Origin of the sequence: Streptomyces sp. AF1A, assembly GCF_047340315.1 — a bacterium.
Lineage (GTDB): Bacteria > Actinomycetota > Actinomycetes > Streptomycetales > Streptomycetaceae > Streptomyces.
The window spans coordinates 1-23,959 of record NZ_JBLEBI010000099.1 but is presented as its reverse complement, the minus strand read 5'-3'; the positions used below and the strand labels follow the sequence as shown (position 1 = coordinate 23,959).

Genomic DNA, 23,959 nt, shown 5'->3' with positions numbered 1-23,959 from the left:
CGCGTTCGGCGGCCGCGCCCATCAGGGCGACCTGTACGACGCCCTGCCGGCCGGCCTGCGCGGTCGCGTCGGCGTCCTGACGGCGAACGTGCCCTACGTGCCCACCACCGAGGTGCCGCTGCTGCCGGCCGAGGCCCGCGACCACGAGCCACGGGCCGCCCTGGACGGTGGCGCGGACGGCCTCGACGTGCTGCGCCGGGTCGCCGCCGGGGCGGCCCAGTGGCTGGCGCCCGGCGGCTGCCTGCTGTCCGAGACGAGCGAGCGTCAGGCGCCCGCCGCGGTCGAGGCGTTCACCCGGGCCGGCCTGGCGACCCGTCTGGCCGTCTGCGAGGAGCTGCACGCGCACGTGGTGATCGGCGTTCTGCGCTGAGACCGGCCGCGTGAACCGCCCCGGCGGTCAGGGGAGTTCGTGCGCCCGGGCGATGAGCAGGGCCACGTCGTCGTGGTTGTCGGGGTGGTGCAGGGTCCGCAGGAGCAGGTCGCAGACCTCCTCGAGCGGGCGGGTGGGGTCGTCGAGCAGGGACAGCAGGAAGTCCAGCCGCTCGTCCAGCGAGTTGCGGCGGGTCTCCACCAGCCCGTCGGTGTAGAACACCAGCTCGTCACCGGGCTCGAAGTCGACGGTGACGGTGGAGAATTCGACGCCGCCGACGCCGAGCGGCACCCCGGTGGGCAGGTCCAGCAGCTCCGGCGGGTGGCCCGGCCGTACCCGGGCGGGCGGCAGATGGCCGGCGTTCGCGATCCGGCACTGCCGCAGATACGGGTCGTGGACGGCGTACACGCAGGTCGCGATGGAGTGGTCCAGCGCCGACGTCGTCTTGTCCAGGTGCTCCAGGAGCAGCGCCGGGTCGAGGCCGAGCGCGGCCAGCGTGGTGGTCGCGGTGCGCAGCCGGCCCATCGTCGCGGCGGCGCTGATCCCGCTGCCCATGACGTCGCCCACCACGAGGGCGGTCCTGCCGCCCTCCAGCGGGATGACGTCGAACCAGTCGCCGCCGACCTCGCTGGTGGCGCCGGCCGGCTGGTAGCGCGAGGCGACCTCCAGGCCGGTGGTCACCGGCGGATGGCCCGGCAGAAGGCTGCGCTGCAGGGTGAGGGCGGTGTTGCGGGCGTTCTGGTACCAGCGCGCGTTGTCGATCTGGACGGCCGCCCGGGCGGCGAGTTCCCGGGCGAGCAGGACGTCGTCCTCGTCGAACGGCGCCGGATTGCGGGTGCGTTTGAGGTCGAGCGCGCCCAGCACCTCCCCGCGCGCGATGAGCGGGACGGCGAGATACGAGTGCAGGCCCGCCCGGCCGAGCAGCACGGCCGCCTCGGGGGAGCCGGCGATGCGCGGCAGGTCCTCGTCCTTCACCTGCGCCACCAGCACCGCCTCACCGGTGCGCACGCACTCGGTGACCAGGCGGTCGGGCGCGTACCGGGCGATCCGTCCGGGCGGGTCGGCCGCCCGGACGGCGTCCGTCTCGTCGTCCGGGTGCAGCGCGAAGGCCCGGATCACCGCGGCCTCCGACGGGCCGAGGGTGCTGGGCCGGCCCGCCACGACGGCGTCCAGCAGGTCCACGGCCGCCAGGTCGGCCAGTTCGGGCACCGCGACCTCGGCCAGCTCGCGGGCGGTGCGCTCCAGATCCAGCGTCGTCCCGATCCGGGCGGAGGCGTCGGCGACCACCGCGAGCCTGCGCCGCGCGGCCTCCGCCTCGAGGGAGGCACGGTGCTGCTCGGTGATGTCGAGGAGCGAGCACGCCACGCCGAGCACATTGCCCATGGCGTCTTCCAGGCGGTACAGCGACACCGCCCACGTGTGGTCCGTGTCCGGGTCGGCGGGGGTGCGGCCGACGAGCACGTCGTCGATCACCGGCACACCCGTGTCCAGCACCCGGCGCGCGGTGGCCTCCAGCGCGTCCGTGTCCCACTGCGGCAGCACCTCGCGCAGGGGGCGCCCCACGTGCTCGGCGGCCGGAAGCCCGTTGATCTTCTCCAGGGCCGGGTTGACCGAGACGTACCGCAGCTGCGTGTCGAACACCGCGAGCCCCATCGGCGACTGCCGCACCATCCGCTCGGACAGCGCCACGTCCTGCTCCAGGCGCCGGACGGTCGACTGGTCGGCGGCGAGCCCGAGGGCGTACACCTCGCCGTGGTCGTCCATCAGCCGCATGTTGCGGAACTCCACCAGATGGGTGCTGCCGTCCTTGTGCCGGATCGGGAAGCCGCCGGCCCAGCTCTGCCCGGTGCTCATCACGTCGGCGAAGAGCTTGCCGACCAGCTGGATGTGGCGCTCGTGCACCATCAGCCGGGCGGCGTACTGGCCGAGCGCCTCCTGGGCCGTGTAGCCGAACAGCTCCTCCGCCTGCGGGCTCCACAGCACGATGCGGCCCTCGGTGTCCAGCACCACCGACGCCACGCCGAGGACGTCGAGGAGGCCGCCCGGCCGCACGGGTCCGCGGGCGTACTCGCCACCCTCCGCCCCCGGAGCCTCGGCTGGACTCATGCCACGCACCGCCTTCGCCCGTCCGCACGGCACGCCGTCCCCCGTGCCGGTTCCCCTTGTTCTACCGCGCTCACACCCGACTCTCCGAGGCCTTCGCCGTCTACCTCCACCATCTCTCAACACGGCGGCGGTCGTCCGCCGAAGGCGCCACGCCGGCGGTGCGCACGGTGCGGAGTCTTCCTGCCGAGACGGTACAGCGCGATCTCGCGCGCCGTGAGAGTTCGCGCTCATGTTGCCGTATTGGTCTGTACATGACCATGACGCCACGCCAGACTGTCGGCCGTTCGTGTGCCCCCACACCCGTCCGAGGAGTCGGCCATGCCCGCGTCCGCCCGGCAACGTTGTCACACAGTCCTCGCCGGACTCGTCACCCTCGCCACCGCCGCCGTCGTGTCCCTCGCCACGCCCTCGCCCGCCTCCGCGGCCGACGTCTGGACCGAGACCGGCTCCGACCGCGCCGACCCGCTGACCGAGAGCCAGGGGCTGACCTCGGTGGAGGTCCCGGCGAACAGCCCGAACCACTACACCGGCATCGGCACCATTCCGCTGAGCGTCGCGGTCCGCGGCTGGAACCACGTCGGTGATCCCGACGCCTCGTACGAGGGGTACTACATCGAGCCGTACCAGGCCGACTCCGGCAACGCGAAGATGTTCCGTGTCCAGTCGCCCGGCGGCGCCTGGTCGGAGTACGTCCACACGCTCAGCCCCGGCGAGGCCCTGAACAACTCCTGGGTGGCGATCTCGCCCGACGGCCAGTGGATGCTCTCCGGCGAATGGGGCACGATGACCCGCCTGCTGGTCTTCCCGACCCCGGGCGAGAACCCGGGCACCTCGCCCTCCGCGAACCTCCCGCAGGTCGCGACCGTGAACCTGGACCACGCGGTCCGTGACGTGCAGGGCTGCGACTTCTCCGGCCCGACGACCCTGCTGTGCTCCTCGGACGACCCGGACGGCAGCCTCTTCGGCGTGACCAAGCCGCTGCTGCAGATCGATTTGTCGGCCCGGCCCGGCGGCTCCGGCGACGTCGCCGGGCATGTCACCGCCTTGCGCCAACTGCCGCTGCGCAGCTCGTGCTCCGGCACGTTCGAGGCGGAGGGCATCGACTACGACCGGCGCACGGGCATCCTCAGGGTCATCGTCGTGTCGCCGGGCTTCTGCGTGCTCACCGACAGCAAGACGTACAAGTTCTCCCGCGGCTGAGGTGTGCTCCACGTCCCGGGGTGCTTTCCTGAGGGTGGACGCGGTTCGGCGGGGTACCCCGTTCCACCGCAGCACGGCCACGGAAAGGAGCGATCGATGGCGAACAGGGAAGGGTCGCATCCGGAAACCGTCATGGTGGAGATCAGCGGATGCTCCAAGGAGGACGCCCGCCTCGTCTTCGAGGCGCTGAGCTCCTGCTTCGCGTCCGACCGGGGCCTGGACGAGGTGCCTCAGCAGCTCCACGAGACCCGCCCCATGGTATGGCTCGGCACGTACGACGTCGCGGACGCCCGCGGGCAGCGCTGTCCGCGGGTTCACCTGGACTCGGCGGTGACGGCGGACGTCCAGGGCGGCTACTGGGCCGTGGACCGGTTCCGCCACACCCTGGACTCGATGTTCACCGTCCACGAGACCTGCACGGCCTCCGGCGACCAGGAGAGGGACCTCCACCTCCTCCTGGAGAGCCGCTGACCGATCCGGCCGATCCGGCCGAGAGGACCCTCGCGAACGCCCCGTACGGCTCCGCCGGCCGGGGTGTTCGCCGTGTGCGCGTCTTCGCAGGCGGTTGTGCAACTAGTTGCACAAAGGGGCGTGCTTCCTCTACAACAGGAAGCGACCGCACCGCGCACGGAGGGCCGCCATGAGCCGTTACCCGCATCTGCTGACCCCGCTCGACCTGGGCTTCACCACGCTGCCCAACCGCGTGCTCATGGGCTCCATGCACGTCGGGCTGGAGGAGGCCGAGCGCGGGTTCGAGCGCATGGCGGCGTTCTACGCGGCCCGCGCCCGCGGCGGCGTGGGGCTCATCGTCACCGGCGGCATCGCGCCCAACGACGAGGGCCGGCCCTACGAGGGGGGCGCCAGGCTGACCACCGAGGCGGAGGCCGAGCGGCACCGGGTCGTCACCGACGCCGTCCACCGCGAGGGCGGCCGCATCGCGATGCAGATCCTGCACTTCGGGCGGTACGCCTACCACCAGGACCTGGTCGCGCCGAGCGCCCTGCAGGCGCCGATCAGCCCCTTCGTGCCCCGGGAGCTGAGCGACGCGGACGTCGAGCGCACCGTCGACGACTACGCCCGCGCCGCCCGCCTGGCCCGGCAGGCCGGCTACGACGGCGTGGAGATCATGGGCTCCGAGGGCTACCTCATCAACGAGTTCATCGCCGCGCAGACCAACCGGCGCACCGACCGCTGGGGCGGCTCGTACGAGAACCGGACGCGGTTCCCCCTGGAGATCGTCAAGCGGGTCCGCGAGGCCGTCGGCGAGGACTTCATCGTCATCTACCGGCTCTCGATGCTGGACCTGGTCCCCGGCGGCTCCTCCCTGGAAGAAGTGATCACCCTCGCCAAGGCCGTCGAGGCCGCCGGGGCGACGATCATCAACACCGGCATCGGCTGGCACGAGGCCCGCATCCCCACCATCGCCACCTCCGTGCCGCGCGGCGCCTACACCTGGGTCACCAAGAAGCTCATGGGCGAGGTGTCCGTCCCCCTGGTGACCACCAACCGCATCAACACCCCCGAGCTGGCGGAGGAGTTGCTGGCCGGGGGGTACGCGGACATGGTCTCCGTGGCCCGCCCGATGCTCGCCGACCCCGACTTCGTCGCCAAGGCGGCCGCCGGCACCCCGGAGGCCATCAACACCTGCATCGGCTGCAACCAGGCCTGCCTCGACCACACCTTCAGCGGGAAGATCACCTCCTGCCTGGTCAACCCGCGCGCGTGCCACGAGACCGAGCTGGTGCTCGCGCCGACCCGGCTGAGGAAGCGCGTCGCCGTCGTCGGCGCCGGCCCGGCCGGCCTCGCCTGCGCGGTCTCCGCCGCCGAACGCGGCCACGCCGTCACACTGTTCGACGCCGCGAGCGAGATCGGCGGGCAGCTCAACGTCGCCCGCAAGGTGCCCGGCAAGCAGGAGTTCGACGAGACGCTGCGCTACTTCCGCCACCAGCTGGAGGCCCACGGCGTCGACGTACGCCTCGGCACCTGGGTCACCGCCGAGACCGTGGAAGGCTACGACGAGGTCGTCGTCGCCACCGGCGTCACCCCCCGCACCCCGGACATCCCCGGCGTCGACCACCCCCGCGTCCTCGGCTACCTCGACGTGCTCCAGGGCGGCGCCCCCGTCGGCGACCGCGTGGCGATCCTCGGCGCCGGCGGCATCGGCTTCGACGTCGCCGAGTACCTCACCGACGGCGGCGACAAGGCGAGCGAGGACCCCGCGACGTACTTCCGGAACTGGGGCGTCGACATGGAGTACCGGGCGCCGGGCGGCCTCGCCGCCCCCGAGCGGCTCGCCCCGCCCCGCCAGGTGCACCTGCTCCAGCGCAGGACCACCAAGGTCGGCGCCGGGCTCGGCAAGACCACCGGCTGGATCCACCGCACCGAGCTCAAGCACCGCGGCGTGACGATGGTGGCGGGCGTGCGCTACGACCGGATCGACGACGCGGGCCTGCACATCACCGTCGGCGAGGAGAGCACGGTCCTGGAGGTCGACACGGTCGTCCTGTGCACCGGGCAGGAGCCGCGTCGCGACCTTTACGAGGAGCTGGCAGCCGCCGGGCGCAGCGTCCACCTGATCGGCGGCGCGGACGTCGCGGCCGAGCTGGACGCCAAGCGCGCCATCAAGCAGGGCACGGAGCTGGCGGCGGCGCTGTAGGTTCCGCACGGGGCGTCCCTAGGATGAGGCCCATGTCACTCCCGCACGCGATCCTCACCGCCCTGCTGGAAAAACCCTCGTCGGGGCTGGAGCTGACCCGCCGGTTCGACAAGTCGATCGGCTACTTCTGGTCCGCGACGCACCAGCAGATCTATCGCGAGCTGGGGAAGCTGGAGGCCGAGGGCCTCATCCGCGCCCTGCCGGCCCAGGCACCGGCCCGCGGGCAGCGCAAGAGCTACGAGGTGCTGCCCGCGGGCCGCGCCGAACTGGCGCGGTGGACCGCCGCCGCGCAGGACCCCAAGCCGCTGCGGGACGCCCTCCTGCTGCGGCTGCGCGCGGCGGCGGTGGTCGGCACGACGGGCCTGGAGGCGGACCTGCGGCGCCATCTCGAGTTGCACCGGCGGCAGCTGGCCGAATACCAGGAGATCGAGAAGCGCGACTTCCCGCCGGACCGGGACGCACCGCAGGACCGGCTGCGCCATCTGGTCCTGCGGGCGGGCATCGACCTGGAGACCTTCTGGACCCAGTGGCTGACGCACGCCCTGACGGAGTTCGCCGAGCTGCCCGGCGCGGACTGAGCCGTCCTCAGAGCCGGTAGGGCTTCGTGCGCCGACGCAGGTACCAGCCCGCGGCGACGACACCGGCGCCCAGCAGCCCCGCGCCGACACCCAGGGTCAGCGTGCCGTAGTCGCGGGCGGCGCCGCCCAGGCCGCCCAGCACGCCCCGCGTCGGCGTCGGTGTGGCCCGCGGCGCGGTCGTCGCCGCCGTCGTCGCCGGGGGCGCCGACGACGAGGAGACGACCACCGACTGGCTGCCCGCCATGCTGCCGCTGGAGCAGACCACGGCCACGGTGTACGTCCCCGGGCTCACCCCGGTCCAGGCCGCGGACTGGCTCACGGTCGTGCCCGACAACGACACCTGCCGACCCTGGGAGAAGCTCGACTGACTGCTGGTGAGCAGGGCCGCGGTGCCCCAGCTGCCGTTGATCTGGGTGCACGCGCTGGTGACCACCGAGACGGTGGAGCCGGTGGTGCTGACGGCGATGCCCGAGACCGCCGCGGACGGTCCGGCGAGCGCGGCCGGGAGCGCGGCCGCGGCCACCAGGGTCACACCGGAGCGGAGCAGGAGTCTGGGGGTGCGCATCGTCTGGCCTCCTGCGGCACGGTCGGCGGTACGTCCCATGCGCCGCCGGGGGTCGGGAAACGTCCGTGCTGCCTCGGCAGTCAGCCAACGCGGCCGCGGGGCCGCCCGCACGCGGGCGGCGTCCGGCAGGGTGAGGTTTCCGCCGTGCGGCCCACCGCCGCCCGCCCCGGGGTGCGCACCTCGGCTGCCCGTGCTGACCGTCCGCCGCGCTTTTCAGCTGCCCGTGCCGAGTGTCCGCTGTGTCTCTCGGTCGCGCGTGGTGGGTGTCCGCTGCGCCGACCAGTCGCGCCCGTGGTGCCGGTGCGCTGCGCGACTCTCAGCCACCCGTGCTGACCGTCCTCTGCACCGACCAGTCGCCCCACGTGCCGTCCGGCAGCCGGGCCCGCAGCCGTACCCGGCGCGTCTCCCCGGCGACCCGGCCCACGTAGAAGCTGTGGTGCGCCCGGCCGCGCGGCGGAGGGCCGCCCCACACCAGCGAGGTGGCCGCGGCGCCGTCGAGCCGGATGCCGTACTCGGTGATCACGCCGTCCGTGCGCGGCGGGTCCCAGGACAGGTCGAGATAGTAGGCACCGCCGGCCCGGTGGGACCCGGCGGTGAAGCCGGTGGGCGCGGTGCCGCGGCCGTCGTCGACGCCCGGCGTGGTGAGGCGGACCGGGGCGCCGGCCGGGGAGAGGTTGTCGGCGGCGTCCCGGGCCCGCACGGTGAAGCCGTACAGGGTGGACGGCCTGAGCCCGGTGACGTCCACCATGTGCTGCGCACCGGGTACCTCCGCCGCCTTCGTGGAGCCGCGGTACACCTCGTAGGAGCGGATGCCCGGTCCGTCCGGCACCGCGTTCCACATCACGTGCACCGTCGTGGCGCTGCCGGCCCCTGCGGTGACACCGGTCGGCGCGCCCGGCGAGCGTCCGTCGTCGACGTCGGCGGCCCGGCCCCAGCCGCAGGAGGCGACGAGCAGCAGGGCCCCGCAGGTCGGCACCCACGGCAGGGGAACGCGTCGCACGGCTCTGCCTCCCCGGATCGGCATCGGCGGCACGGCAAAGGTCCGGACCAATATGGCCCCGTCGGTGCGGCCACGGCAAGGGGCCGATGGTGACCAAGCCCGGAGGTTACGTATGCTGAACGTCCCTACGGCTGAACTGCCCGAGAGGACAGGGAAGTTCATGCCTGTGGCGCGGAAACGCTGTCGTCGCCGAACCCGCGCCGACGCGGGCGGCCGGGGGCCCGAACGGCTTCGGCCCGGGCCCCCGGCCCCTGTTGTCATCGCGCTGTGGCGGCCGTCGCCCCACCGGGGTGCCCGATTGCTCCGATCGCCGCGTCCGCGTCCCCTCATGGGGTGTCAGAAACGTGCTCCATCCGGCCTCTTCGGTGCCTGACCAGTGGCCCAGCGCCCCTGCCCGGCCCAGAGTGTGCTGGATGTGCCCCGTGTCCCCTAGGAGAGGGTCCCTCATCGTGCGTGTGCGTGTCCCGTCGCTGACGCTGGCCGCGGCCGGTGCCGCCCTGATCGCCCCCGCCACGCTGCCCGCCCCGGCCGAGGCCGTCCCGCCCCTGCCGAGAACCGTGGCGCGCAGTGAGGGCGCGGTCACCGCCGCGGAACTGCTGGCACGGGTCGGGGAATGCGCCCAGACCTCCCACGGCCGCTTCCGCACCGACGCCGGCGGCGCCGCGACCGTGCCCGTCTGCGGCACCCCGGACGCCGTGTTCTGGAAGGCCGACCTGGACATCGACTGCGACGGCCGGCCCACCGACCAGTGCAACAGCAGCACCGACCCGCTGTTCGCCCCCACCACCGCCTTCCAGCAGTCCGACGGCCGCCAGCTGAACGCGGAGACCCTGCCGTACATCGTCGTCCCCAGCCCGAGCACGCTGTGGGACTATCGCGCGGAGGGCCTGCAGGGCGGTTCCGTCGCCGCCGTCGTCTACAAGGACCGGGTGCAGTACGCGGTCGTCGGTGACACCGGCCCGTACGACCTCATCGGCGAGGCCTCCTACGCCACCGCCCGCGGCCTCGGCATCCCCGCCGACCCGAGCACCGGCGGGGTCTCCTCCGACGTCACCTACATCGTCTTCAAGAACTCCCGGGCGGACCCGATCGAGGACCACACGTCGGCGATGGCGGAGGGGGAGCGGCTGGCGCGGCTGTTCGTGGCCAACACGAACAAGTGACGGGCCGCTCCCGCGGGGCGTCGGGTGGGGTCACTCTGCGCCGGCCGCACACGCTGTGCGCGACCCCGACCCCGACCCCGACCCGACCCGGACCCGACCCGGACCCCGACCCCGGCCGGGCCGGTCAGGGCCGGTGAGGGCCGGTGAGGGCCGGTCCCCGTTCGGGGTGCCGGGACGTCACACCTTGCGGTAGCCGTACGCCTCCGTCGCCGCGGCCTCCACCGCGGTCAGGTCGGCGCCGGTGGACGCCGTGACCACCGCGGCCACCGCGCCCTCCAGGAACGGCGCGTCCAGCAGGCGCGTGTTCTCCGGCAGCTCGTCGCCCTCGGAGAGCAGCGCCTTCACGGTGAGCACGGCGCTGCCGAGGTCGGTGAGCACCGCGACCCCGGCGCCCCGGTCGACCGAGGCCGCCGCGGCGGAGATCAGCTCGGCGCTGGTGCCGAGCCCGCCACCCTCCTTGCCGCCCGCCGCAGCGACGGGCACCTCCGCGGCCCCGCCCGCCAGGCCCTTGGCCAGCTCGGCGACCGAGGCGGCCACCTCCGCGCTGTGCGACACCAACACGATCCCGACCAGTTTCTCGTCGCTCACATCAGCCCTCCGCGGTGTCGGCGAGCGCGGCGATCAGCAGCGCCGACGAGGTCGCCCCGGGATCCTGGTGGCCGATGCTGCGCTCGCCGAGATAGCTCGCCCGGCCCTTGCGGGCCAGCAGCGGCGTGGTGGCCACCGCACCCTCCTCGGCGGCGGTCCGCGCGGCGGCGAAGCCGTCGCCGAGCGCGTCCACGGCCGGCACCAGGGCGTCGATCATGGTCTTGTCGCCGGGCGCCGCCCCACCGAGCGCCATCACCCCCTCCACGCCCGCCCGCAAGGCGTTCGCCAGCTCCGCCTGACCGACCTCGGCGGCATCGCCGAGCGACTTGCCGGCCCGGCGCAGCAGCGTGCCGTACAGCGGCCCCGACGCGCCGCCGACCGTCGAGATCAGCAGCCGCCCGGCGAGAGTCAGGACGGCACCCGGGGTGTCCGGCGCCTCCTTCTCCAGGGCCGCCCGCACGGCCGTGAACCCGCGCTGCAGATTGCTGCCGTGATCCGCGTCCCCGATGGGGGAGTCGAGAGCGGTCAGCCGCTCCGCCTCCCGGTCGACGGACGCGGCGGTCGCCGTCATCCAACGACGGAAGAAGTCGGCGTCGAGCACTGGACCTCCATACGTGGTAGGGGCGTTGAGAGCTGCGTCCGCCGTGTCACATCCCCCAGCGCAGCGCGGGGGTCTTCACCGGTGCGTCCCACAGCCGCAGCAGTTCCTCGTCGACCTGGCACAGCGTCACCGAGGCGCCCGCCATGTCCAGGGAGGTGACGTAGTTGCCGACGAGGGTGCGGGCCACGGCCACCCCGCGCTCGGTCAGCACCCGCTGCACCTCGGCGCTGAAGCCGTACAGCTCCAGCAGGGGAGTGGCGCCCATGCCGTTGACCAGCAACAGCACCGGATTGCGCGGAGGCATGTCCTCGAGGATCGCGTTCACCGCGAAGTCCGCGATCTCCCCGGAGGTCATCATCGCCCGCCGCTCCCGGCCCGGCTCGCCGTGGATGCCGATGCCCAACTCCAGCTCACCGTCCGGCAGATCGAAGGTCGGGGAGCCCTTCGCGGGGGTCGTGCAGGCGCTCAGCGCCACGCCGAAACTACGCGCGTTCTCGTTGACCTGACGGCCGATCGACTCCACCCGCTCCAGCGGCTGCCCCTCGGCCGCGGCGGCGCCCGCGATCTTCTCCACGAACAGCGTCGCCCCGGTGCCGCGCCGGCCGGCCGTGTAGAGGCTGTCGGTCACGGCCACGTCGTCGTTCACCAGCACCTTGGCGACCTGGATGCCCTCGTCCTCGGCCAGTTCCGCCGCCATGTCGAAGTTGAGCACGTCACCGGTGTAGTTCTTGACCACGAACAGCACCCCGGCGCCGCTGTCCACGGCGGCCGCAGCGCGCGCCATCTGGTCCGGCACCGGCGAGGTGAACACCTCACCCGGACAGGCGGCGGACAGCATGCCGTGGCCGACGAACCCGCCGTGCAGCGGCTCGTGCCCCGACCCGCCGCCCGAGACCAGCGCGACCTGCCCGGCCACGGGGGCGTCCCGGCGGACGATCACCCGGTTGTCCACGTCCACCGTCAGGTCGGGATACGCGGCCGCCATCCCGCGCAGCGCGTCCGCCACGACGGTCTCCGGCACGTTGATCAGCATCCTCATCGGTATCTCCTAGTGAGCCTCGCGGACGGGCCGCGCTGTCCGACGTCGAGCCGAGTTCGTTGATGGAGCTATTGGCAGTATCGACCTTGAACCACAGGAGGTCACGCGCACGCACGCCCCGTCACCGTACGCGAGGAGCGCGGCACCGTGCGCAGGCGTCGGCGCCGGCGGCCGCGCCCGGCCGGGGTGCCCGTCCGCATCGGCCGGGCCGACGGGGGAACTCGGGCGCCACACGGAGCCCGCCGACCGGCGGAGGAGGTGCCGTTGCCGTGGACGACTGGGAGATGTGGGAGATGCACGACGAGGTACGGCTGTCACCGCGCGAGCGCCTGGCGCTGCTGGAGATCGAGGCGAGCCTGAGGCGGGACCGAGGGTTCGCGCGCCGCATGGGCCCGCCGCGCCGCGGGGTCTGGCTGCCGCTGGGGGTGCTGCTGCTGGCCGTCGCGTCGGCCTTCGTGGCCGTGATGGGCATCCGCACCTCGGACCCCGCGCTGCTGTGGTGCTTCGCGCTGCTGTGGCCGCTGACCCTCTGTCAGGCGTTCCGCCTGCTGTGCCGGGCGGCCCGCCGCGGGGACCGGGCCGCGTCCCCCGCAACTCGCCGGCTGTGAACGGCCGCAGGTCGCGCCGCAGCCGTAGGCGCCCGCCGGCCGCCATGGCCGGCGGGTGCCTGCAGATCCCCACCGTCTTCCCGGTCCCACCGTCTTCCCTCGCCGGATCCTGTGGGCTGGATCAGGGCTGGATCAGGGCTGGATCAAGGCTGGATCAGGGCGGTCAGCCCTCCTTGCCACGTCCCGTCAGCGCGTCACGCATCCGGTCGACCAGGCCCACTCCCGGGGCCAGCAGCTTGTTCGCCGGGGGAGTGTCCGGGGCCGACGGGTGCGGACGGGTCGGTGCCATCTTCTTCGCGCGGCGGACCTTGTCACCGAGGTCCATCAGCGCGTCGGGGGGACAGGCGGCCTCCAGCCCGGGGAAGAGGTTCTGCTCCTCGTCCGTGATGTGGGACCGGATCTCGCTCATCAGCTGTGCCATGAGGGTGTCGAACCGCGGATCGTCCGCCGGGCAGCCCTCCAGATCCTTCATGATCTGCTCGGCCTCGGCGTGGTCCTCGATCTCCTTGTCGGCCATGGCGTCCCCGCCCTTGATGTGCTTGCGCACCGCCGGGTACAGATAGGCCTCCTCCGCGACCGAATGGCGCACCAGCTCGATCGTGGCCTGGTCGGCAAGGTTCTTGCGCTCCTCGGAGCCGGGCGGCAGCGCCTCGATACGGCCGAAGATCTCCTCGACCTCGCGGTGGTCGGTCGTCAGCTCCTGGATGACGTTTCCGCCGTGACCCATGTCGTTACCTCCTGAGAGAGACGCGGCGGCCGTGGGCGGCCCGCCGTCGCCGCGTCGAGTGCCCCGCGCACCGGGCGCTACACGGCTTCCCCACGCCGCTCGGCGCATCGAGTGGCGGACACCGGCCATCCGGCGGGCTCCGCAGAGCGCCCACGGCGACGCGTGGCCCGGAATGCCCGGATCGGCCGTCCGGCACGCCGGATCCACCGGATCCACCGGATCGACGACCGAGACTCCGGCCGCCGGTCGCCGACAGGCCCTGAACCCGACATGCGGCGCGGCGACTTGCGGCCCATGGGCCGGCCCGCACGCGCAGAGCAGAGTGTCGTACGCCTCGGGACGCGCCGCCCGCGGGGACGGTGCGCCGGGCCGGAATCCGGGACTCCACAGCGTGTCGTACGTGATACCCGCCCGGGCCGGCGCGGACGACACCTGCCGCTCGGCGCACACGTCCCCGGCCCTCGCCTCCCCGCCGAGGAAGAGGAAGCCGAACCAGCCGGTCAGCGGCGCCCGGGCGGGCGCCGCCGGCGTGCGCGGCGGCGTTGCCACGAGGTACTCGTGCAGGGCCTTGCCACGCACCGGAGTCGCGCGAGTACCCGGCCCGCCGGAGAATGAGAGTCCAACGTGTGAAGCCAACTGGCAGGGGAAGCCCCCTGCCGGTGCCGTCCAGCCAGCGGCGGCTCGACCAGGGCGGTCCTCGGGACCAGCGGGACATCAGCCCTCTCCTTTTCCTGCGCAGCGGGCCGGCGACTTTTCCCGCGCAGCGGGCCGGCGACGCCGGGCCCGGCGGACGCGGCAGGCGCCGAACACCCCACGCTGAAGCGGTTCCCGGGGCGCGGACGACGTGAACGAAGGACGACGAAGGAAGAGCCCCCATGACTGGTGACACACCGTTTCCCTGGCGGCGTGCCCTCGTGACGGGCGGCGCCGGCTTTCTCGGCTCCCACCTGTGCGAGCGGCTGCTGGATTCAGGTGTCCAAGTCGACTGCGCCGACAACCTGGTCTGCGGCCGCCGACGGAACGTCTGCCACCTGGAGGACCGCCCGGGTTTCCGGTTCGTGGAGTGCGACGTCTGCGCGGCCGACTGCGCGGCGCAACTGCCGGGACCGTACGACCTCGTCCTGCACTTCGCCGGCCCGGCCTCGCCCGCCGACTGCCTGCGGATGCCGCTGGAGAGCCTGGACGCGGGCAGCCTCGGCACCCGCAACGCCCTGGGGATCGCCGAACGCGACGGTGCCCGCTTCCTGCTCGCCTCCGCCTGTGCGGCGTACGGCGGCCCGCAGGCGCACCCGCGGCACGAGGGCTCCCGGGGCCATGTGAACCCCGTTCGCCCGCGCAGCGTGTACGACGAGTCGAAGAGGTTCGGCGAGGCCCTGGTCACCGCGCACGCCGGCACCAGGGGCACGGACGCCGGGATCGTGCGGCCGTCCCACACCTACGGGCCGCGTATGCGCGCCCACGACGGCAGCGCGGTGCCCACCTTCATCGCCCAGGCGCTGGCCGGGGAGCCGGTCACCGTGACCGGCGACGGCAGCCGGACCCGCTCACTGTGCTACGTGGACGACACCGTCGACGGCATCCTGCGGGTCGCCGCGAGCCGGTCCGCGCGCCTCGTGACCATCGGCGGCAGCGCGGAGATCACCGTGGCCGACCTGGCCCGCCTGGTCGTAGCCCTCACCGGCTCCCGCTCGCCGATCGCGTTCGTCGACCGGCCCGTGGACGACCCCGGCCGGCGCCGCCCGCACGCCACCCTCGCCCGCGAGCTGCTCGGCTGGTCGCCGCAGATCCCCTGGGAGGAGGGCCTGAAGCAGACGATCGCCTACTTCTCCGCCCGGCCCTGGGCACCGGTCCCCACGGAGGAGGACCCGGCACCGCAGTCCTGACGCCTCGAACGCCCGCCGCCTGGAGACCGCGCATGCATGTCCTCGGTATCAACGCCCTCTTCCACGAACCCGCCGTGGCACCGATCACCGGGGGCAGGGTCGCGGCGGCCGCGGAGGAGGAGCGGTTCTCGCGCCGCGAGCGCGGCGAGCGGCCCGTTCCCCACCCCGTCCGGGAGCTGCCCGAGCAGCCGGCCCGCCGGCGCCCAGAGCAGGCCGGCCTCGCCCCGTCCGGCCCGGGCGCCGCCGCCTGCTCCTACGACCCCGCGCTCGAGGAGGCCATGCCGGCGCCGGCCGGGCGGCTGCGGGAGCACACCGGCGAGGACGCGCTCATGACGGCCGGCGGTGTCGTACTGAACTGCCTGGCGAACACCCGGTCGTGGCGGGAGAGCGGCTTCCGGCACGTGTGGGTGCGGCCCGCCGCCCGAGGCGCCGGCGCGGCCGTGCACCTTGCCGGTACGGCTCGCATCCAGACCGTGGACCGCGCCGAGGAGCCCCTGGTGGCCCGGATGAGAGACGGCTTCGCACGGCGCACCGGACCGCCGGTGGCGGTCGGCACCAGCCGGAACACGGCCGGGCGGCCCATGGCCGACGCCCGCCGGGACGCCCTGGAGCGCTTCGGCTCGGCCCCCGTCGGCCTGCTGGTGCTCGGCCCGTTCGCCGTCCGCCGCGGAAGGGCCTTCGCATGACCGCCGCGCCCGCCTACACGGTCGTCGTCCCCACGATCGGCCGCCCCTGCCTCGCCGAGTGCCTGCGCGCGCTCGCCGCGGCCGACGGCCATCCGCCGCACGAGGTGGTCCTCGTCGACGACCGGCCCACCCCCGACGGCGATCTGCCGCTGGACTCCGCCGGGGTGCTGCTCGACCGCATACGGACCCTGCGCACCTGCGGCAAGGGCCGGGCCGCGGCCCGCAACGCCGGCTGGCGGACCGTGGAGACGCCCTGGACGGTGTTCCTCGACGACGACGTCCAGGTCCTCCCGGACTGGGCCCGGCTGCTCGCCGAGGACCTGCGGGAGGCCGGCGAGGACGTCGGCGGCATCCAGGGCCGGCTGCGCGCCCCCCTGCCCCCGGACCTCCGGCCCACCGACCGGGAGCACCGCACCAAGGGCCTGGAGAACGCCGCGTGGGCCACCGCTGACATGGCCTACCGCACCGAGGCGCTCGCCCGCGTCGGCGGCTTCGACGAGCGCTTCCCGCGCGCCTTCCGTGAGGACGCCGACCTCGCCCTGCGGGTGCAGCGGGCCGGCTGGTCGCTGTGCCGCGGCCGGCGGGTCACCCGGCACCCGGTGCGCCCGGCCCACTGGTGGGCCTCGCTGCCCGCACAGCGCGGCAACGCCGGCCACGCGCCGATGAACCGGCTGCACGGCCCGGACTGGTGGACCCGCGCCCAGGCGCCGCGCGGCCGGCTGCGCCGCCACCTGGTGGTCACCGGCGCCGCGCTGGCCGGAGCCGTCTGCGCCCTCGCCGGCCGCCGCCGGGCCGCCGGCGTCTGCGCCGCCCTGTGGACCATCGGCACCGCCGAGTTCGCCCTCGCCCGCATCCTGACCGGACCCCGCACCGCCCGGGAGATCGCCGGGATGCTCGGCACCAGCGTGCTCATCCCGCCGCTCGCCGTCCGGCACTGGCTGCGCGGGGCCCTGCGCCACCGGCGCGCGCAACCCCTGGGAGGCGCCGGGTGAACGCCGTATCCGCCGCGCTGTTCGACCGCGACGGCACCCTCGTGGCGGACGTGCCGTACGACCGCGACCCCGACCGCGCTGGCCTGCTGCCCGGCGCGGCGCAGGCCGTCTCGGCCGCGCGGTCCGCCGCACTGCCGGCGTGGTCGGCGACCAGTCCCGCATCGGGCGCGGGCTGCCTGACCGACACGGACGTGCGCCGGGCCGACCGGCGCGCCGACGAACTCCCCGGCGGGCTGGACGCCGGGGTGTTCAGCCCGCACGCCCCCGACGCCGGCTGCCCGCGCCGCAAACCGCAGCTTCGGCGACGTTCTGCCCACCGGTCCCGCCGTCCGAGCCCTCGCCGCCCACAGCGCGCACGTGACGATGCTGGGCGGGACTCACCCGCACGGCGGTAGGCCGGCTGACCGGCCGCGCGAGGCGACGCGCGGGCCGACGCCGGCCCGCCCGGAGGAGTCGTGGCGTCGGGCGCGTGGGAGGTCGGGGTGAGCCCCCGGTCAGGATGCGCCCGGCTGATCGTCCCACCGTGGAATCCGAGTTCCCAGGGCAGACGGTCGGCTGTCCGGTGCCCGCGTCCGCCCCGGAGGCGCCGCCCCGCTCCTTCCGCGGACCGTGCTCCGGCGGCGCCCCGAGGCCGGCCGGGTCGGCGTGCCGTGGGTGCGGGGCGCGGTCCACGAGTGCACCACGGCGGGGTTCCGCGGGGCCCTCGCCGAGTACGTCGAGGACGCCGGGCGGCCCGGAGAACACCCTCCGCTCGACCGGAGCGGGTCGTGCCCCGGCTGAGCGGACGGCGTGCGCTGCCCCGGACCGACCGCGCGACCGGCACCCTCGCCTTCTCCGGCCGTGCGCTGCCCGTCGTCCGGCCCCGGCCACACGTCCGGGCGTGCCGCGCACCGCCCTCCCGCCCGGTGTCCGCGTGCCCACCGATCCGGCGTCCGCCCCGCATGTCCCGGCAGCGGCGCGCCAGGGACCCGGCGGCATCCGCCGACCCCGGGGCGCGCCCGCACCGGACCGGGTGCGGTTGAGAGTCCGGCACCTGCCGTGCAAGGTGGTGGTTCAAGGTCGGGAAGCGGCCGTGCGAGCCCCTTCGGGCGACCTGTCAGGGTGATGCGATGAAAGCCTCTTCCGAACGGCCGGGCGCACCGGCCCCCCTGGTCATCGAGTCCTCCGTCGTCGAGGGGCTGCCCGCGGAGGGCGCACTGCTGCTGCGCATGTCCGGCAGCCTCGACGCCGACGGAGCCCAGGCCTGGGCGAAGGAGCTGCGCGGCCACCTGGAACAGGCGGACCGCGCCGGGCTGCGGCCGGTCCTCGACATGGCCCACGTGCAACTGGGCGGCGCCGCCGTGCTGCGCACGCTCAGCGAGACGACCCGGACGCGTTCCGGCCGCCCCGACCTGATCATCGTCCGGGCCAGGCCCGGCGTGCGCGAGGCGGTGCACCTGGCCCGCCTGCACGGCGTCCAGCTGTACGCCACCCTCGACGAGGCGCTGCGCGAACTGGCCCGCGCCGCCTCACGAGTCGAGGAGCTGCCCGCCTGGCGGTCGCAGATGGCGGACCCGCTGCGGCCGTCGTACCAGGACCTGCACCGGGAGGTCCGCGCGCTGCGCGCCCGGGTGCGCACCGCCCCGGTCATCGGCATGGCCCAGGGCACGCTCATGACCCGCTACGGCCTGCCGGACTCCGGCACCGCCTTCCGGGTGCTGCGCGAGACCTCGCAGCGGTTCAACGTCCCGCTGCGGGTGCTCGTCTCCGCGGTGGTGGTGGCCAGGCCACCGGACGGCGCGGTCTGGTTCCCGGGCCGCCGCCCGCTGCCCGTGCCGCGGCTGCGGATCCTGGGCCGCGGCGGCCGCGACCCCCGTTACCGCGGGCAGATGATCGACGCCGTGCTGCGTGAGGCTTTGGCCATCGGGCGGGCGCCGGCGGGCTACGTGCTGTGCGTGGACCCGGCCGTCAACGCGCTCATGCTCGAGACCCACTACGGCTGCACGGACGCCTTCCTCGACCAGTTGGTGCGCGGTCGGGACGACGGCACGGCCGAGGCGGTCGCGCGCGCCCGAGGACGGCGGGTGAGCGTGCCCGACGTGCCCACCGACGCACTGCTGTCCGACGACAGCCGCCGCGCCCTGCTCGCCACGGGTGCCCACGCCCTGCACTGCGTCCCGGTCCTGTCCTCGGCAGGCGCCTGCACCGGTCTGATCACCGTGCACTGGCCCGACGCCGGGCACCGGCCCACCCCCGCGCAGGCCAAGGCCTTCGGCCTGCTGGCCGCCGACACGGCTGCCTGGCTGGCCTGGTACCACCGCTCGATCCTCCTGAACGCGCTCGAACACCTCCATCGCAGGCTGACCCGCGCCGCTTCGTGAGCGCATGGGCGGGTCATCGGCTCCGCTGCCCCTGATCCCCTCCCGCCGCCCGCGGCCACACCGGCCAGACGCCTCGACGGCGCCCCGAGCGCGCCGGGGCCTCGCCGTCGTGCGGGGCCATACGCCGTCGTACGTCGTACGGCGGCGAACGCACGCGGCAACGTCCGTACCCCGGACCGGCGTTACCTCTGTACCGCAGGCGTTACCCTCCGGGTATGCGGATCTCCGTCTCCTCCGACATGGACGAGCCCGTGGCCCGCCTCCTCGTGACGGAGCTGCGGCGCCGCGGGCACGATGTGCGCACGCACGGCGCGCTGCGGCCCGGCGCCGACGCCCAGTGGGCGGCCTGCTCGGAGGCGGCCGCCCGGGACGTGGCCGAGGGCGCGGCCGACCAGGCGGTGGTGTGCTGCTGGACCGGCACCGGCGCGTCCATCGCGGCGAACAAGGTGCCCGGCGTCCGCGCCGCCCTGTGCCCGGACGCCGCCACGGCCGACGGCGCACGCCGCTGGAACGACGCCAACGTGCTCGCGCTGAGTCTGCGCCTGACCTCCGAACCGCTGCTGAGGGAGATCCTCGACGCGTGGTTCACGGCCGAGCCCAGCCAGGACCCCGAGGACCGGCACAACGTGGCCCGCGTCGACCGCCTGGACGCCGCGAGGAAGGGTTCCTAGGGGCGTACGACGGTCGGCGGGGCGGGGGATCGTGTCGTGGTCCGGTGTCAGTGGTCCTGGGTGGGCGGGCTGCTCAGTGGGCGCCGAGTCCGCCGCCGCCGAAGGAGCCGCTGGACCCCTTGCTCCAGCGCGGTCGATCCTTGGAGGGGCTCGTCCTCGAGTCCATGTTGGTCAGTTCGTAGGGCGTGAGCGGACGGCCGCCCTTGGTCACCTTGGGGACCTCGGCGGACTCCCTGTTCTCCCGGAGCTCGTGCACCGGCCCCTCCGGCGGCAGCTTCGGCTGCTCCTCGGGCCGCGGCCGAGGGGACTCGCGGTACTTGACGCGGGACGTCAACCAGAAGCCGCCGGCGAGCATCGCGAGGAGGCCCACGGCGATGATGAAGAGCACCAGGCTCATCAGGCCGCTCGCTGCGGCCAACTGCATCGATGCGCTGTTCATATGAAAGTCATACCCCGCCCAGAACTGGACGAACCGGACATCGCGCGTGACGTGCGACGGACGCAGGGCGACGTCGCTCGCGGTTGTGACGGGTCGCTGCCGTTCCGGCGCGGGACTCCCTCGCGACCGAGGTCGTCTCCCGTCCGGGCGGACTCGCGACCGAGGTCGTCTCCCGGCCGGGCGAAGGGGTTTGCGGCCCGGGGTCGGGGCTACCCGCACGATGTGACACCGCAGACTTCGCAGGAGCAGCTCTACCGGTTCCTCGAGGACCGTTTCACGTGTGCGCAGGCGTGTACGGAGTGTGCACGGGCCTGTGCGGTACGGGCCAGCCTCGTCGACCCGGACGGCACCGATCGCCAGGAGAGGGTGCGGCGGCTCGGCATCATGTGCGCCGAGGTGTGCGACGCCACGTGCCGGGTGCTGTGCGAGGAGACCCGCCAGGAAGAGGAGGGCATCAGGGTCCGGCTGGAGTGGTGCCGTCAGGTCTGCCTGGAATGCGCCCACGCCTTCGAGGAGCACCCCGGCGCCGAGTCGGCCGCGGCCGCCTGCCGGATCTGCGCCGAGGCGTGCACCGCCTTCCTGGAGACGCTGAGGTGACGCCTCCGGTGCGCGGGCCGGGCAGCGGAATCCGCCCGGGGCCCGCCCATTCCCAATTTCTGAAACACGTTCTACGGTGTGCGCCGTCAGGACCGCCCTTGGGGAGCCTGGAGGCGCCGTGCATCTCGACCACACGCCCGAGCAGCAGCGACTGCGCGCCGGACTGCGCGCCTACTTCGCCGGGCTGGTCCCGGACAACGCCTACGCGCGCCACGCCGATGCGGCCGCCCAGAAGCGGTTCTACCGCGACACCATCCGCCGGCTCGGCACGGACGGCTGGCTCGGCGTCGGCTGGCCGACGCAGTACGGCGGGCGCGGCATGACGGCGATGGAGCAGTTCATCTTCTTCGACGAGGCCGCGCAGGCCGGCGTACCGCTGCCGCTGATGGCGCTGAACACGGTCGGACCGACGCTGATGCGGTACGGCACCGACGAGCAGAAGGCCTACTTCCTGCCGCGCATCCTCTCCGGTGAGATCGACTTCGCGATCGGCTACAGCGAGCCCGACGCCGGCACCGACCTCGCCGCCCTCAAAACCCGGGCCGTCCGGGACGGCGACGAGTACGTGGTGAACGGGCAGAAGATCTGGACCACCAACGGCGACACCGCGGACTGGGTGTGGCTCGCCGTGCGCACCGACCCGGCGGCCCCGCCGCACAAGGGCATCAGCATGCTGCTGGTGCCGACCTCCGACCCGGGCTACTCCTGCACGCTGATCAGGACCCTCGCCTCCCACGACACCACCGCGAGCTACTACGAGAACGTGCGCGTCCCCGTCTCCCGCCGCGTCGGCGAGGAGAACCAGGGCTGGCGCCTGATCACCAACCAGCTCAACCACGAGCGCGTCACCCTCGCCGCCCACGGCACCATGGCCGTCCGCGCCCTGCACGACGTCCAGCGCTGGGCCGGCCGGACCAAGCTCGCCGATGGCCGCCGGGTCGTCGACCTGGCCTGGGTGCGCCGGCTGCTCGCCCGCACCCACACCCGGCTCGACGCCATGAAACTCCTCAACTGGCAGATGGTCTCCGCCGTGGAGGACCGCACGCTCACCCCGCAGGACGCCTCCGCCGTCAAGGTCTACGGCTCCGAGGCGCGGCGGGACGCCTATGCCTGGCTCATGGAAATCGTGGCAGCCGCGGGACCACTGAAGGAGGGCTCGGCGGGCGCCGTCCTGCACGGCGAACTGGAACGCGGCTACCGCTCGGCGGTCATCTTCACCTTCGGCGGCGGCAACAACGAGATCCAGCGCGAGATCATCTCCTGGATCGGCCTGGGCATGCCGCGGGTGCGGCGTTAGGACGGCGACCCGGCCGCACGCCCCGTGCCGGGGTGCGTGGCCGGTCGGCCGGGAGCGACCCGGTGGATCGCCAGGGCGTCCCAGCGGCGCACCTTCGCGTCCGAGGGCGCGCACACCAGGCGCCCGACGCCGGCCGCGGGGCGGGGCAGCGGGTGCTCGCCGCGCAGTGAGGTCCGCGTGAAGTGCCGCAGGCGCTCACCGCATCTGCGGTAGAACCGCAGCTGGGTGCGGCGGCCGAACAGCCGCCACCCGAGGCGGGTGACCGGGGCCAGGGTGGGGGCGCCCTGCGAGTGGCACGAGACAAGGAACTGCACCTCGCCCGTGTCGTGCCGCTTCACCACCGCGTAGGTGACCTTGCCCCGCTCCAGGTGCCCCTCCAGGGTCTCGTAGGCCCATCCCCAGACGCGGTCCGCGGCGTCGCGGGTCTCGTCGACGACCTCGGTGACACGCACCCCGCAGTAGAAGTGCATCCCGTGGAACCGGGCCTCGAGCAGCATGTCGCGCCCGAGCAGCGGTGCGGCCGGGTCGTACAGCGCCCGGACGATCTCCGGCGGCGAGAACTCGTAGTCGCGGACCAAACGGCAGGCGTGCTCCCAGGGGCCTCCCGGCTCCGGGAGTCCCGGCCGCTCCGCCGCCAGGTCGGTGCGGTAGGTGTCGATGTTCCAGGACGGCCGGCGCACCTCGTCGGCCGAGTAGTTCACGCGCGCGTCCGCGAGCTCGCGCCACAGGCGTGCGGCGTCGAGCCGGCCGAAGACCCAGTCACCCACGGAGGATCACTTCGGCTCCCGCAACGATTCGCCGATCAGCCACAGCGTCGGCGGCCACAGGCCCACGAAGAGCGCACGGCGCTCCGCGTTTCCCCGCTGCTCCTGGTCGACGGTCTTCGCGCGCACCCACAACGTCACGCACAGGCCGATCGCGGCGAAGGAGGCGAGGTGCAGGTGGGCGCTGCGCACACCCGCACGACGCAGGAGCCGGACCACCATGGGCGCCTCCGGGGTCGTCGCTTGTGTCAGCAACGGTATACCCGGGTATACACATATTCATGCTGTTTTATGACGATCTGAGGACGTGAGGGGCGCGGATGCCGCGATCGCGCTGCCCTCGGGGACTTGCCCTGCTCGGCCGGTGGCTCCTGGGCACGGTGCTGGTGAGCTGGCGCTATCTCTGGGAGACGACCCCCCTGCACCGCGGGGGCGAGTGCGAGGGCGACGAGCAGGACCGCCCGCCCCTGCTGCCGCCCGAAGTGCTGGACGACCGGGTGCAGTTGGCGGAGGACGGCTGCGGCCCCCTGTTCCACCGGCGCTTTTGGGTGCGCATCGCGGACACCGACGCCGACGCGGGCCTGCTCATGGGGCAGGTCTGCCGCAACTTCAAGCGCTTCGTCCCCGCGGAGGTCGTCGACATCCGCGGGGGTGAACTGCGCGACCACGGCCTGGACGTCGGGGACGAGTTCCTGGTGGAGATGCCGGGACCCTGGAACGGGCCCGTCCGGGTCGTCCACCGCGACGAGGAGTCCCTGCACCTGGTGACCCTGCGCGGCCATCTGGAGGCCGGGCAGGTGCACTTCCGCGCGCACCGGGACGACGACCTGCTCGTGTTCGAGATCGAACTGTGGGCGCGGGCCGCCGGCCGCCTGGTGCACCTGCTCTACTCGCACCTGCGGCTGGCAAAGGAGGTTCAGCTGAACATGTGGGTCAGGTTCTGCCAGTCCGCCGTCGCGGCCTCGGGCGGCCGACTGGTGGACGGAGTGCACATCGCCACCCGCCGGCTCGGCCCTTCCGATACGGCGGCGGTGCACACGACGCCCGTGGCCGCCGGAGCTGCCCGGGG

General features: G+C 73.9%; 25 protein-coding genes and 1 pseudogene. 16 read left to right on the top strand and 10 right to left on the bottom strand.

From position 1 onward, the window contains the following. Nucleotides 1-370 (top strand): annotated as a pseudogene (locus tag ACLU3S_RS23650) (putative protein N(5)-glutamine methyltransferase); the annotation flags it as partial. A gap of 27 nt (nucleotides 371-397) precedes the next feature. Here ACLU3S_RS23650 and ACLU3S_RS23645 read toward each other — a convergent pair. Continuing rightward, nucleotides 398-2,476 (bottom strand): SpoIIE family protein phosphatase, encoded by a 2,079-nt coding sequence (locus tag ACLU3S_RS23645; RefSeq protein WP_413953946.1) that lies wholly within the window; start codon nucleotides 2,474-2,476, stop codon nucleotides 398-400. A 318-nt stretch (nucleotides 2,477-2,794) separates the two neighbouring features. Here ACLU3S_RS23645 and ACLU3S_RS23640 point away from each other — a divergent pair, with 318 nt between their 5' ends. The 4 genes from ACLU3S_RS23640 to ACLU3S_RS23625 all read left to right on the top strand — a co-directional run bounded on the left by ACLU3S_RS23640 (nucleotide 2,795) and on the right by ACLU3S_RS23625 (nucleotide 6,910). Next, nucleotides 2,795-3,676: a hypothetical protein gene (locus ACLU3S_RS23640; RefSeq protein WP_413953945.1), complete on the top strand. Its 882-nt coding sequence runs from the start codon at nucleotides 2,795-2,797 to the stop codon at nucleotides 3,674-3,676. Between the two features lie 96 nt (nucleotides 3,677-3,772). Beyond that, a complete protein-coding gene (locus tag ACLU3S_RS23635) occupies nucleotides 3,773-4,147 on the top strand; it encodes a hypothetical protein (protein WP_413953944.1) in 375 nt (124 codons plus the stop codon). Between the two features lie 169 nt (nucleotides 4,148-4,316). Beyond that, a complete protein-coding gene (locus ACLU3S_RS23630; RefSeq protein ID WP_413953943.1) occupies nucleotides 4,317-6,332 on the top strand; it encodes an FAD-dependent oxidoreductase in 2,016 nt (671 codons plus the stop codon). Between the two features lie 32 nt (nucleotides 6,333-6,364). Then, the gene (locus ACLU3S_RS23625; protein ID WP_413953942.1) at nucleotides 6,365-6,910 is read left to right on the top strand and encodes a PadR family transcriptional regulator; all 546 of its coding nucleotides are present in this window, start codon (nucleotides 6,365-6,367) and stop codon (nucleotides 6,908-6,910) included. Nucleotides 6,911-6,917: 7 nt separating this feature from the next. Here ACLU3S_RS23625 and ACLU3S_RS23620 read toward each other — a convergent pair whose 3' ends face one another. Next, on the bottom strand, nucleotides 6,918-7,475 hold the full coding sequence (locus ACLU3S_RS23620) for a hypothetical protein (protein ID WP_413953941.1): 558 nt from the start codon (nucleotides 7,473-7,475) through the stop codon (nucleotides 6,918-6,920). A gap of 316 nt (nucleotides 7,476-7,791) precedes the next feature. Then, nucleotides 7,792-8,475 (bottom strand): fibronectin type III domain-containing protein, encoded by a 684-nt coding sequence (locus tag ACLU3S_RS23615; RefSeq protein ID WP_413953940.1) that lies wholly within the window; start codon nucleotides 8,473-8,475, stop codon nucleotides 7,792-7,794. A 455-nt stretch (nucleotides 8,476-8,930) separates the two neighbouring features. Here ACLU3S_RS23615 and ACLU3S_RS23610 point away from each other — a divergent pair, with 455 nt between their 5' ends. After that, entirely contained in the window at nucleotides 8,931-9,638 is a 708-nt protein-coding gene (locus ACLU3S_RS23610; protein WP_413953947.1) for a glycoside hydrolase family 75 protein, read from the top strand. 177 nt (nucleotides 9,639-9,815) lie between these two features. On the opposite strand, the gene ACLU3S_RS23605 is transcribed toward ACLU3S_RS23610, so the two are convergent. The 3 genes from ACLU3S_RS23605 to dhaK are packed head-to-tail and all read right to left on the bottom strand — an operon-like array spanning nucleotide 9,816 to nucleotide 11,866. Beyond that, complete coding sequence (locus tag ACLU3S_RS23605) at nucleotides 9,816-10,226, bottom strand: PTS-dependent dihydroxyacetone kinase phosphotransferase subunit DhaM (RefSeq protein WP_413953939.1); 411 nt, start codon at nucleotides 10,224-10,226, stop codon at nucleotides 9,816-9,818. Nucleotide 10,227: 1 nt separating this feature from the next. After that, complete coding sequence (gene dhaL / locus ACLU3S_RS23600; protein WP_413953938.1) at nucleotides 10,228-10,827, bottom strand: dihydroxyacetone kinase subunit DhaL; 600 nt, start codon at nucleotides 10,825-10,827, stop codon at nucleotides 10,228-10,230. A gap of 46 nt (nucleotides 10,828-10,873) precedes the next feature. Next, nucleotides 10,874-11,866, bottom strand: coding sequence for a dihydroxyacetone kinase subunit DhaK (dhaK, locus tag ACLU3S_RS23595; protein WP_413953937.1), 993 nt, complete (start codon nucleotides 11,864-11,866; stop codon nucleotides 10,874-10,876). Between the two features lie 269 nt (nucleotides 11,867-12,135). On the opposite strand from dhaK, the gene ACLU3S_RS23590 reads away from it, so the two are divergent. Next, on the top strand, nucleotides 12,136-12,474 hold the full coding sequence (locus tag ACLU3S_RS23590; protein WP_413953936.1) for a DUF3040 domain-containing protein: 339 nt from the start codon (nucleotides 12,136-12,138) through the stop codon (nucleotides 12,472-12,474). A 163-nt stretch (nucleotides 12,475-12,637) separates the two neighbouring features. Here the strand turns inward: ACLU3S_RS23590 and ACLU3S_RS23585 are convergent, their stop codons facing one another. Further along, nucleotides 12,638-13,201 (bottom strand): hemerythrin domain-containing protein, encoded by a 564-nt coding sequence (locus ACLU3S_RS23585; RefSeq protein WP_413953935.1) that lies wholly within the window; start codon nucleotides 13,199-13,201, stop codon nucleotides 12,638-12,640. A gap of 875 nt (nucleotides 13,202-14,076) precedes the next feature. On the opposite strand from ACLU3S_RS23585, the gene ACLU3S_RS23580 reads away from it, so the two are divergent. From ACLU3S_RS23580 to ACLU3S_RS23555, 6 genes are all read left to right on the top strand, one after another. Next, nucleotides 14,077-15,084: an NAD-dependent epimerase/dehydratase family protein gene (locus ACLU3S_RS23580; RefSeq protein WP_413953934.1), complete on the top strand. Its 1,008-nt coding sequence runs from the start codon at nucleotides 14,077-14,079 to the stop codon at nucleotides 15,082-15,084. 32 nt (nucleotides 15,085-15,116) lie between these two features. After that, entirely contained in the window at nucleotides 15,117-15,770 is a 654-nt protein-coding gene (locus ACLU3S_RS23575) for a carbamoyltransferase C-terminal domain-containing protein (protein ID WP_413953933.1), read from the top strand. After that, nucleotides 15,767-16,762, top strand: coding sequence for a glycosyltransferase family 2 protein (locus ACLU3S_RS23570; protein ID WP_413953932.1), 996 nt, complete (start codon nucleotides 15,767-15,769; stop codon nucleotides 16,760-16,762). The genes ACLU3S_RS23575 and ACLU3S_RS23570 overlap by 4 nt, the downstream gene beginning before the upstream one ends. Then, the gene (locus tag ACLU3S_RS23565; RefSeq protein WP_413953931.1) at nucleotides 16,759-17,157 is read left to right on the top strand and encodes a hypothetical protein; all 399 of its coding nucleotides are present in this window, start codon (nucleotides 16,759-16,761) and stop codon (nucleotides 17,155-17,157) included. Before ACLU3S_RS23570 ends, ACLU3S_RS23565 begins: the two co-directional genes overlap by 4 nt. 714 nt (nucleotides 17,158-17,871) lie before the next feature. Next, nucleotides 17,872-19,122 carry an ANTAR domain-containing protein gene (locus ACLU3S_RS23560; RefSeq protein WP_413953930.1) on the top strand — a complete coding sequence of 417 codons (1,251 nt, stop codon included), beginning with the start codon at nucleotides 17,872-17,874 and terminating at the stop codon, nucleotides 19,120-19,122. Between the two features lie 215 nt (nucleotides 19,123-19,337). Further along, on the top strand, nucleotides 19,338-19,793 hold the full coding sequence (locus ACLU3S_RS23555) for an RpiB/LacA/LacB family sugar-phosphate isomerase (RefSeq protein ID WP_413953929.1): 456 nt from the start codon (nucleotides 19,338-19,340) through the stop codon (nucleotides 19,791-19,793). A 73-nt stretch (nucleotides 19,794-19,866) separates the two neighbouring features. On the opposite strand, the gene ACLU3S_RS23550 is transcribed toward ACLU3S_RS23555, so the two are convergent. Beyond that, on the bottom strand, nucleotides 19,867-20,232 hold the full coding sequence (locus tag ACLU3S_RS23550) for a DUF6479 family protein (protein ID WP_413953928.1): 366 nt from the start codon (nucleotides 20,230-20,232) through the stop codon (nucleotides 19,867-19,869). 222 nt (nucleotides 20,233-20,454) lie between these two features. Here ACLU3S_RS23550 and ACLU3S_RS23545 point away from each other — a divergent pair, with 222 nt between their 5' ends. Further along, nucleotides 20,455-20,829, top strand: coding sequence for a ferredoxin (locus ACLU3S_RS23545; RefSeq protein WP_413953927.1), 375 nt, complete (start codon nucleotides 20,455-20,457; stop codon nucleotides 20,827-20,829). Nucleotides 20,830-20,947: 118 nt separating this feature from the next. Next, a complete protein-coding gene (locus ACLU3S_RS23540) occupies nucleotides 20,948-22,126 on the top strand; it encodes an acyl-CoA dehydrogenase family protein (protein WP_413953926.1) in 1,179 nt (392 codons plus the stop codon). Here the strand turns inward: ACLU3S_RS23540 and ACLU3S_RS23535 are convergent. Together ACLU3S_RS23535 and ACLU3S_RS23530 are read right to left on the bottom strand one after the other, a co-directional pair. Then, entirely contained in the window at nucleotides 22,123-22,893 is a 771-nt protein-coding gene (locus tag ACLU3S_RS23535) for a DUF1990 family protein (protein WP_413953925.1), read from the bottom strand. The genes ACLU3S_RS23540 and ACLU3S_RS23535 overlap by 4 nt on opposite strands. Before the next feature lie 6 nt (nucleotides 22,894-22,899). Continuing rightward, nucleotides 22,900-23,112, bottom strand: coding sequence for a hypothetical protein (locus ACLU3S_RS23530; RefSeq protein WP_413953924.1), 213 nt, complete (start codon nucleotides 23,110-23,112; stop codon nucleotides 22,900-22,902). Nucleotides 23,113-23,210: 98 nt separating this feature from the next. Between ACLU3S_RS23530 and ACLU3S_RS23525 the strand changes: the two genes are divergently transcribed. Next, nucleotides 23,211-23,959, top strand: a 749-nt coding sequence (locus ACLU3S_RS23525) for a hypothetical protein (protein ID WP_413953923.1), incomplete at its 3' end; no start/stop codon positions are given.

What these genes read in the sequence shown, in the direction of transcription:
- ACLU3S_RS23645 (WP_413953946.1), bottom strand. Translation starts at nt 2,476, where the DNA reads ATGAGTCCAGCCGAGGCTCCGGGGGCGGAGGGTGGCGAGTACGCCCGC.
- ACLU3S_RS23640 (WP_413953945.1), top strand. Translation starts at nt 2,795, where the DNA reads ATGCCCGCGTCCGCCCGGCAACGTTGTCACACAGTCCTCGCCGGACTC.
- ACLU3S_RS23635 (WP_413953944.1), top strand. Translation starts at nt 3,773, where the DNA reads ATGGCGAACAGGGAAGGGTCGCATCCGGAAACCGTCATGGTGGAGATC.
- ACLU3S_RS23630 (WP_413953943.1), top strand. Translation starts at nt 4,317, where the DNA reads ATGAGCCGTTACCCGCATCTGCTGACCCCGCTCGACCTGGGCTTCACC.
- ACLU3S_RS23625 (WP_413953942.1), top strand. Translation starts at nt 6,365, where the DNA reads ATGTCACTCCCGCACGCGATCCTCACCGCCCTGCTGGAAAAACCCTCG.
- ACLU3S_RS23620 (WP_413953941.1), bottom strand. Translation starts at nt 7,475, where the DNA reads ATGCGCACCCCCAGACTCCTGCTCCGCTCCGGTGTGACCCTGGTGGCC.
- dhaK (WP_413953937.1), bottom strand. Translation starts at nt 11,866, where the DNA reads ATGAGGATGCTGATCAACGTGCCGGAGACCGTCGTGGCGGACGCGCTG.
- ACLU3S_RS23585 (WP_413953935.1), bottom strand. Translation starts at nt 13,201, where the DNA reads ATGGGTCACGGCGGAAACGTCATCCAGGAGCTGACGACCGACCACCGC.
- ACLU3S_RS23580 (WP_413953934.1), top strand. Translation starts at nt 14,077, where the DNA reads ATGACTGGTGACACACCGTTTCCCTGGCGGCGTGCCCTCGTGACGGGC.
- ACLU3S_RS23575 (WP_413953933.1), top strand. Translation starts at nt 15,117, where the DNA reads ATGCATGTCCTCGGTATCAACGCCCTCTTCCACGAACCCGCCGTGGCA.
- ACLU3S_RS23570 (WP_413953932.1), top strand. Translation starts at nt 15,767, where the DNA reads ATGACCGCCGCGCCCGCCTACACGGTCGTCGTCCCCACGATCGGCCGC.
- ACLU3S_RS23560 (WP_413953930.1), top strand. Translation starts at nt 17,872, where the DNA reads ATGAAAGCCTCTTCCGAACGGCCGGGCGCACCGGCCCCCCTGGTCATC.
- ACLU3S_RS23555 (WP_413953929.1), top strand. Translation starts at nt 19,338, where the DNA reads ATGCGGATCTCCGTCTCCTCCGACATGGACGAGCCCGTGGCCCGCCTC.
- ACLU3S_RS23550 (WP_413953928.1), bottom strand. Translation starts at nt 20,232, where the DNA reads ATGAACAGCGCATCGATGCAGTTGGCCGCAGCGAGCGGCCTGATGAGC.
- ACLU3S_RS23530 (WP_413953924.1), bottom strand. Translation starts at nt 23,112, where the DNA reads ATGGTGGTCCGGCTCCTGCGTCGTGCGGGTGTGCGCAGCGCCCACCTG.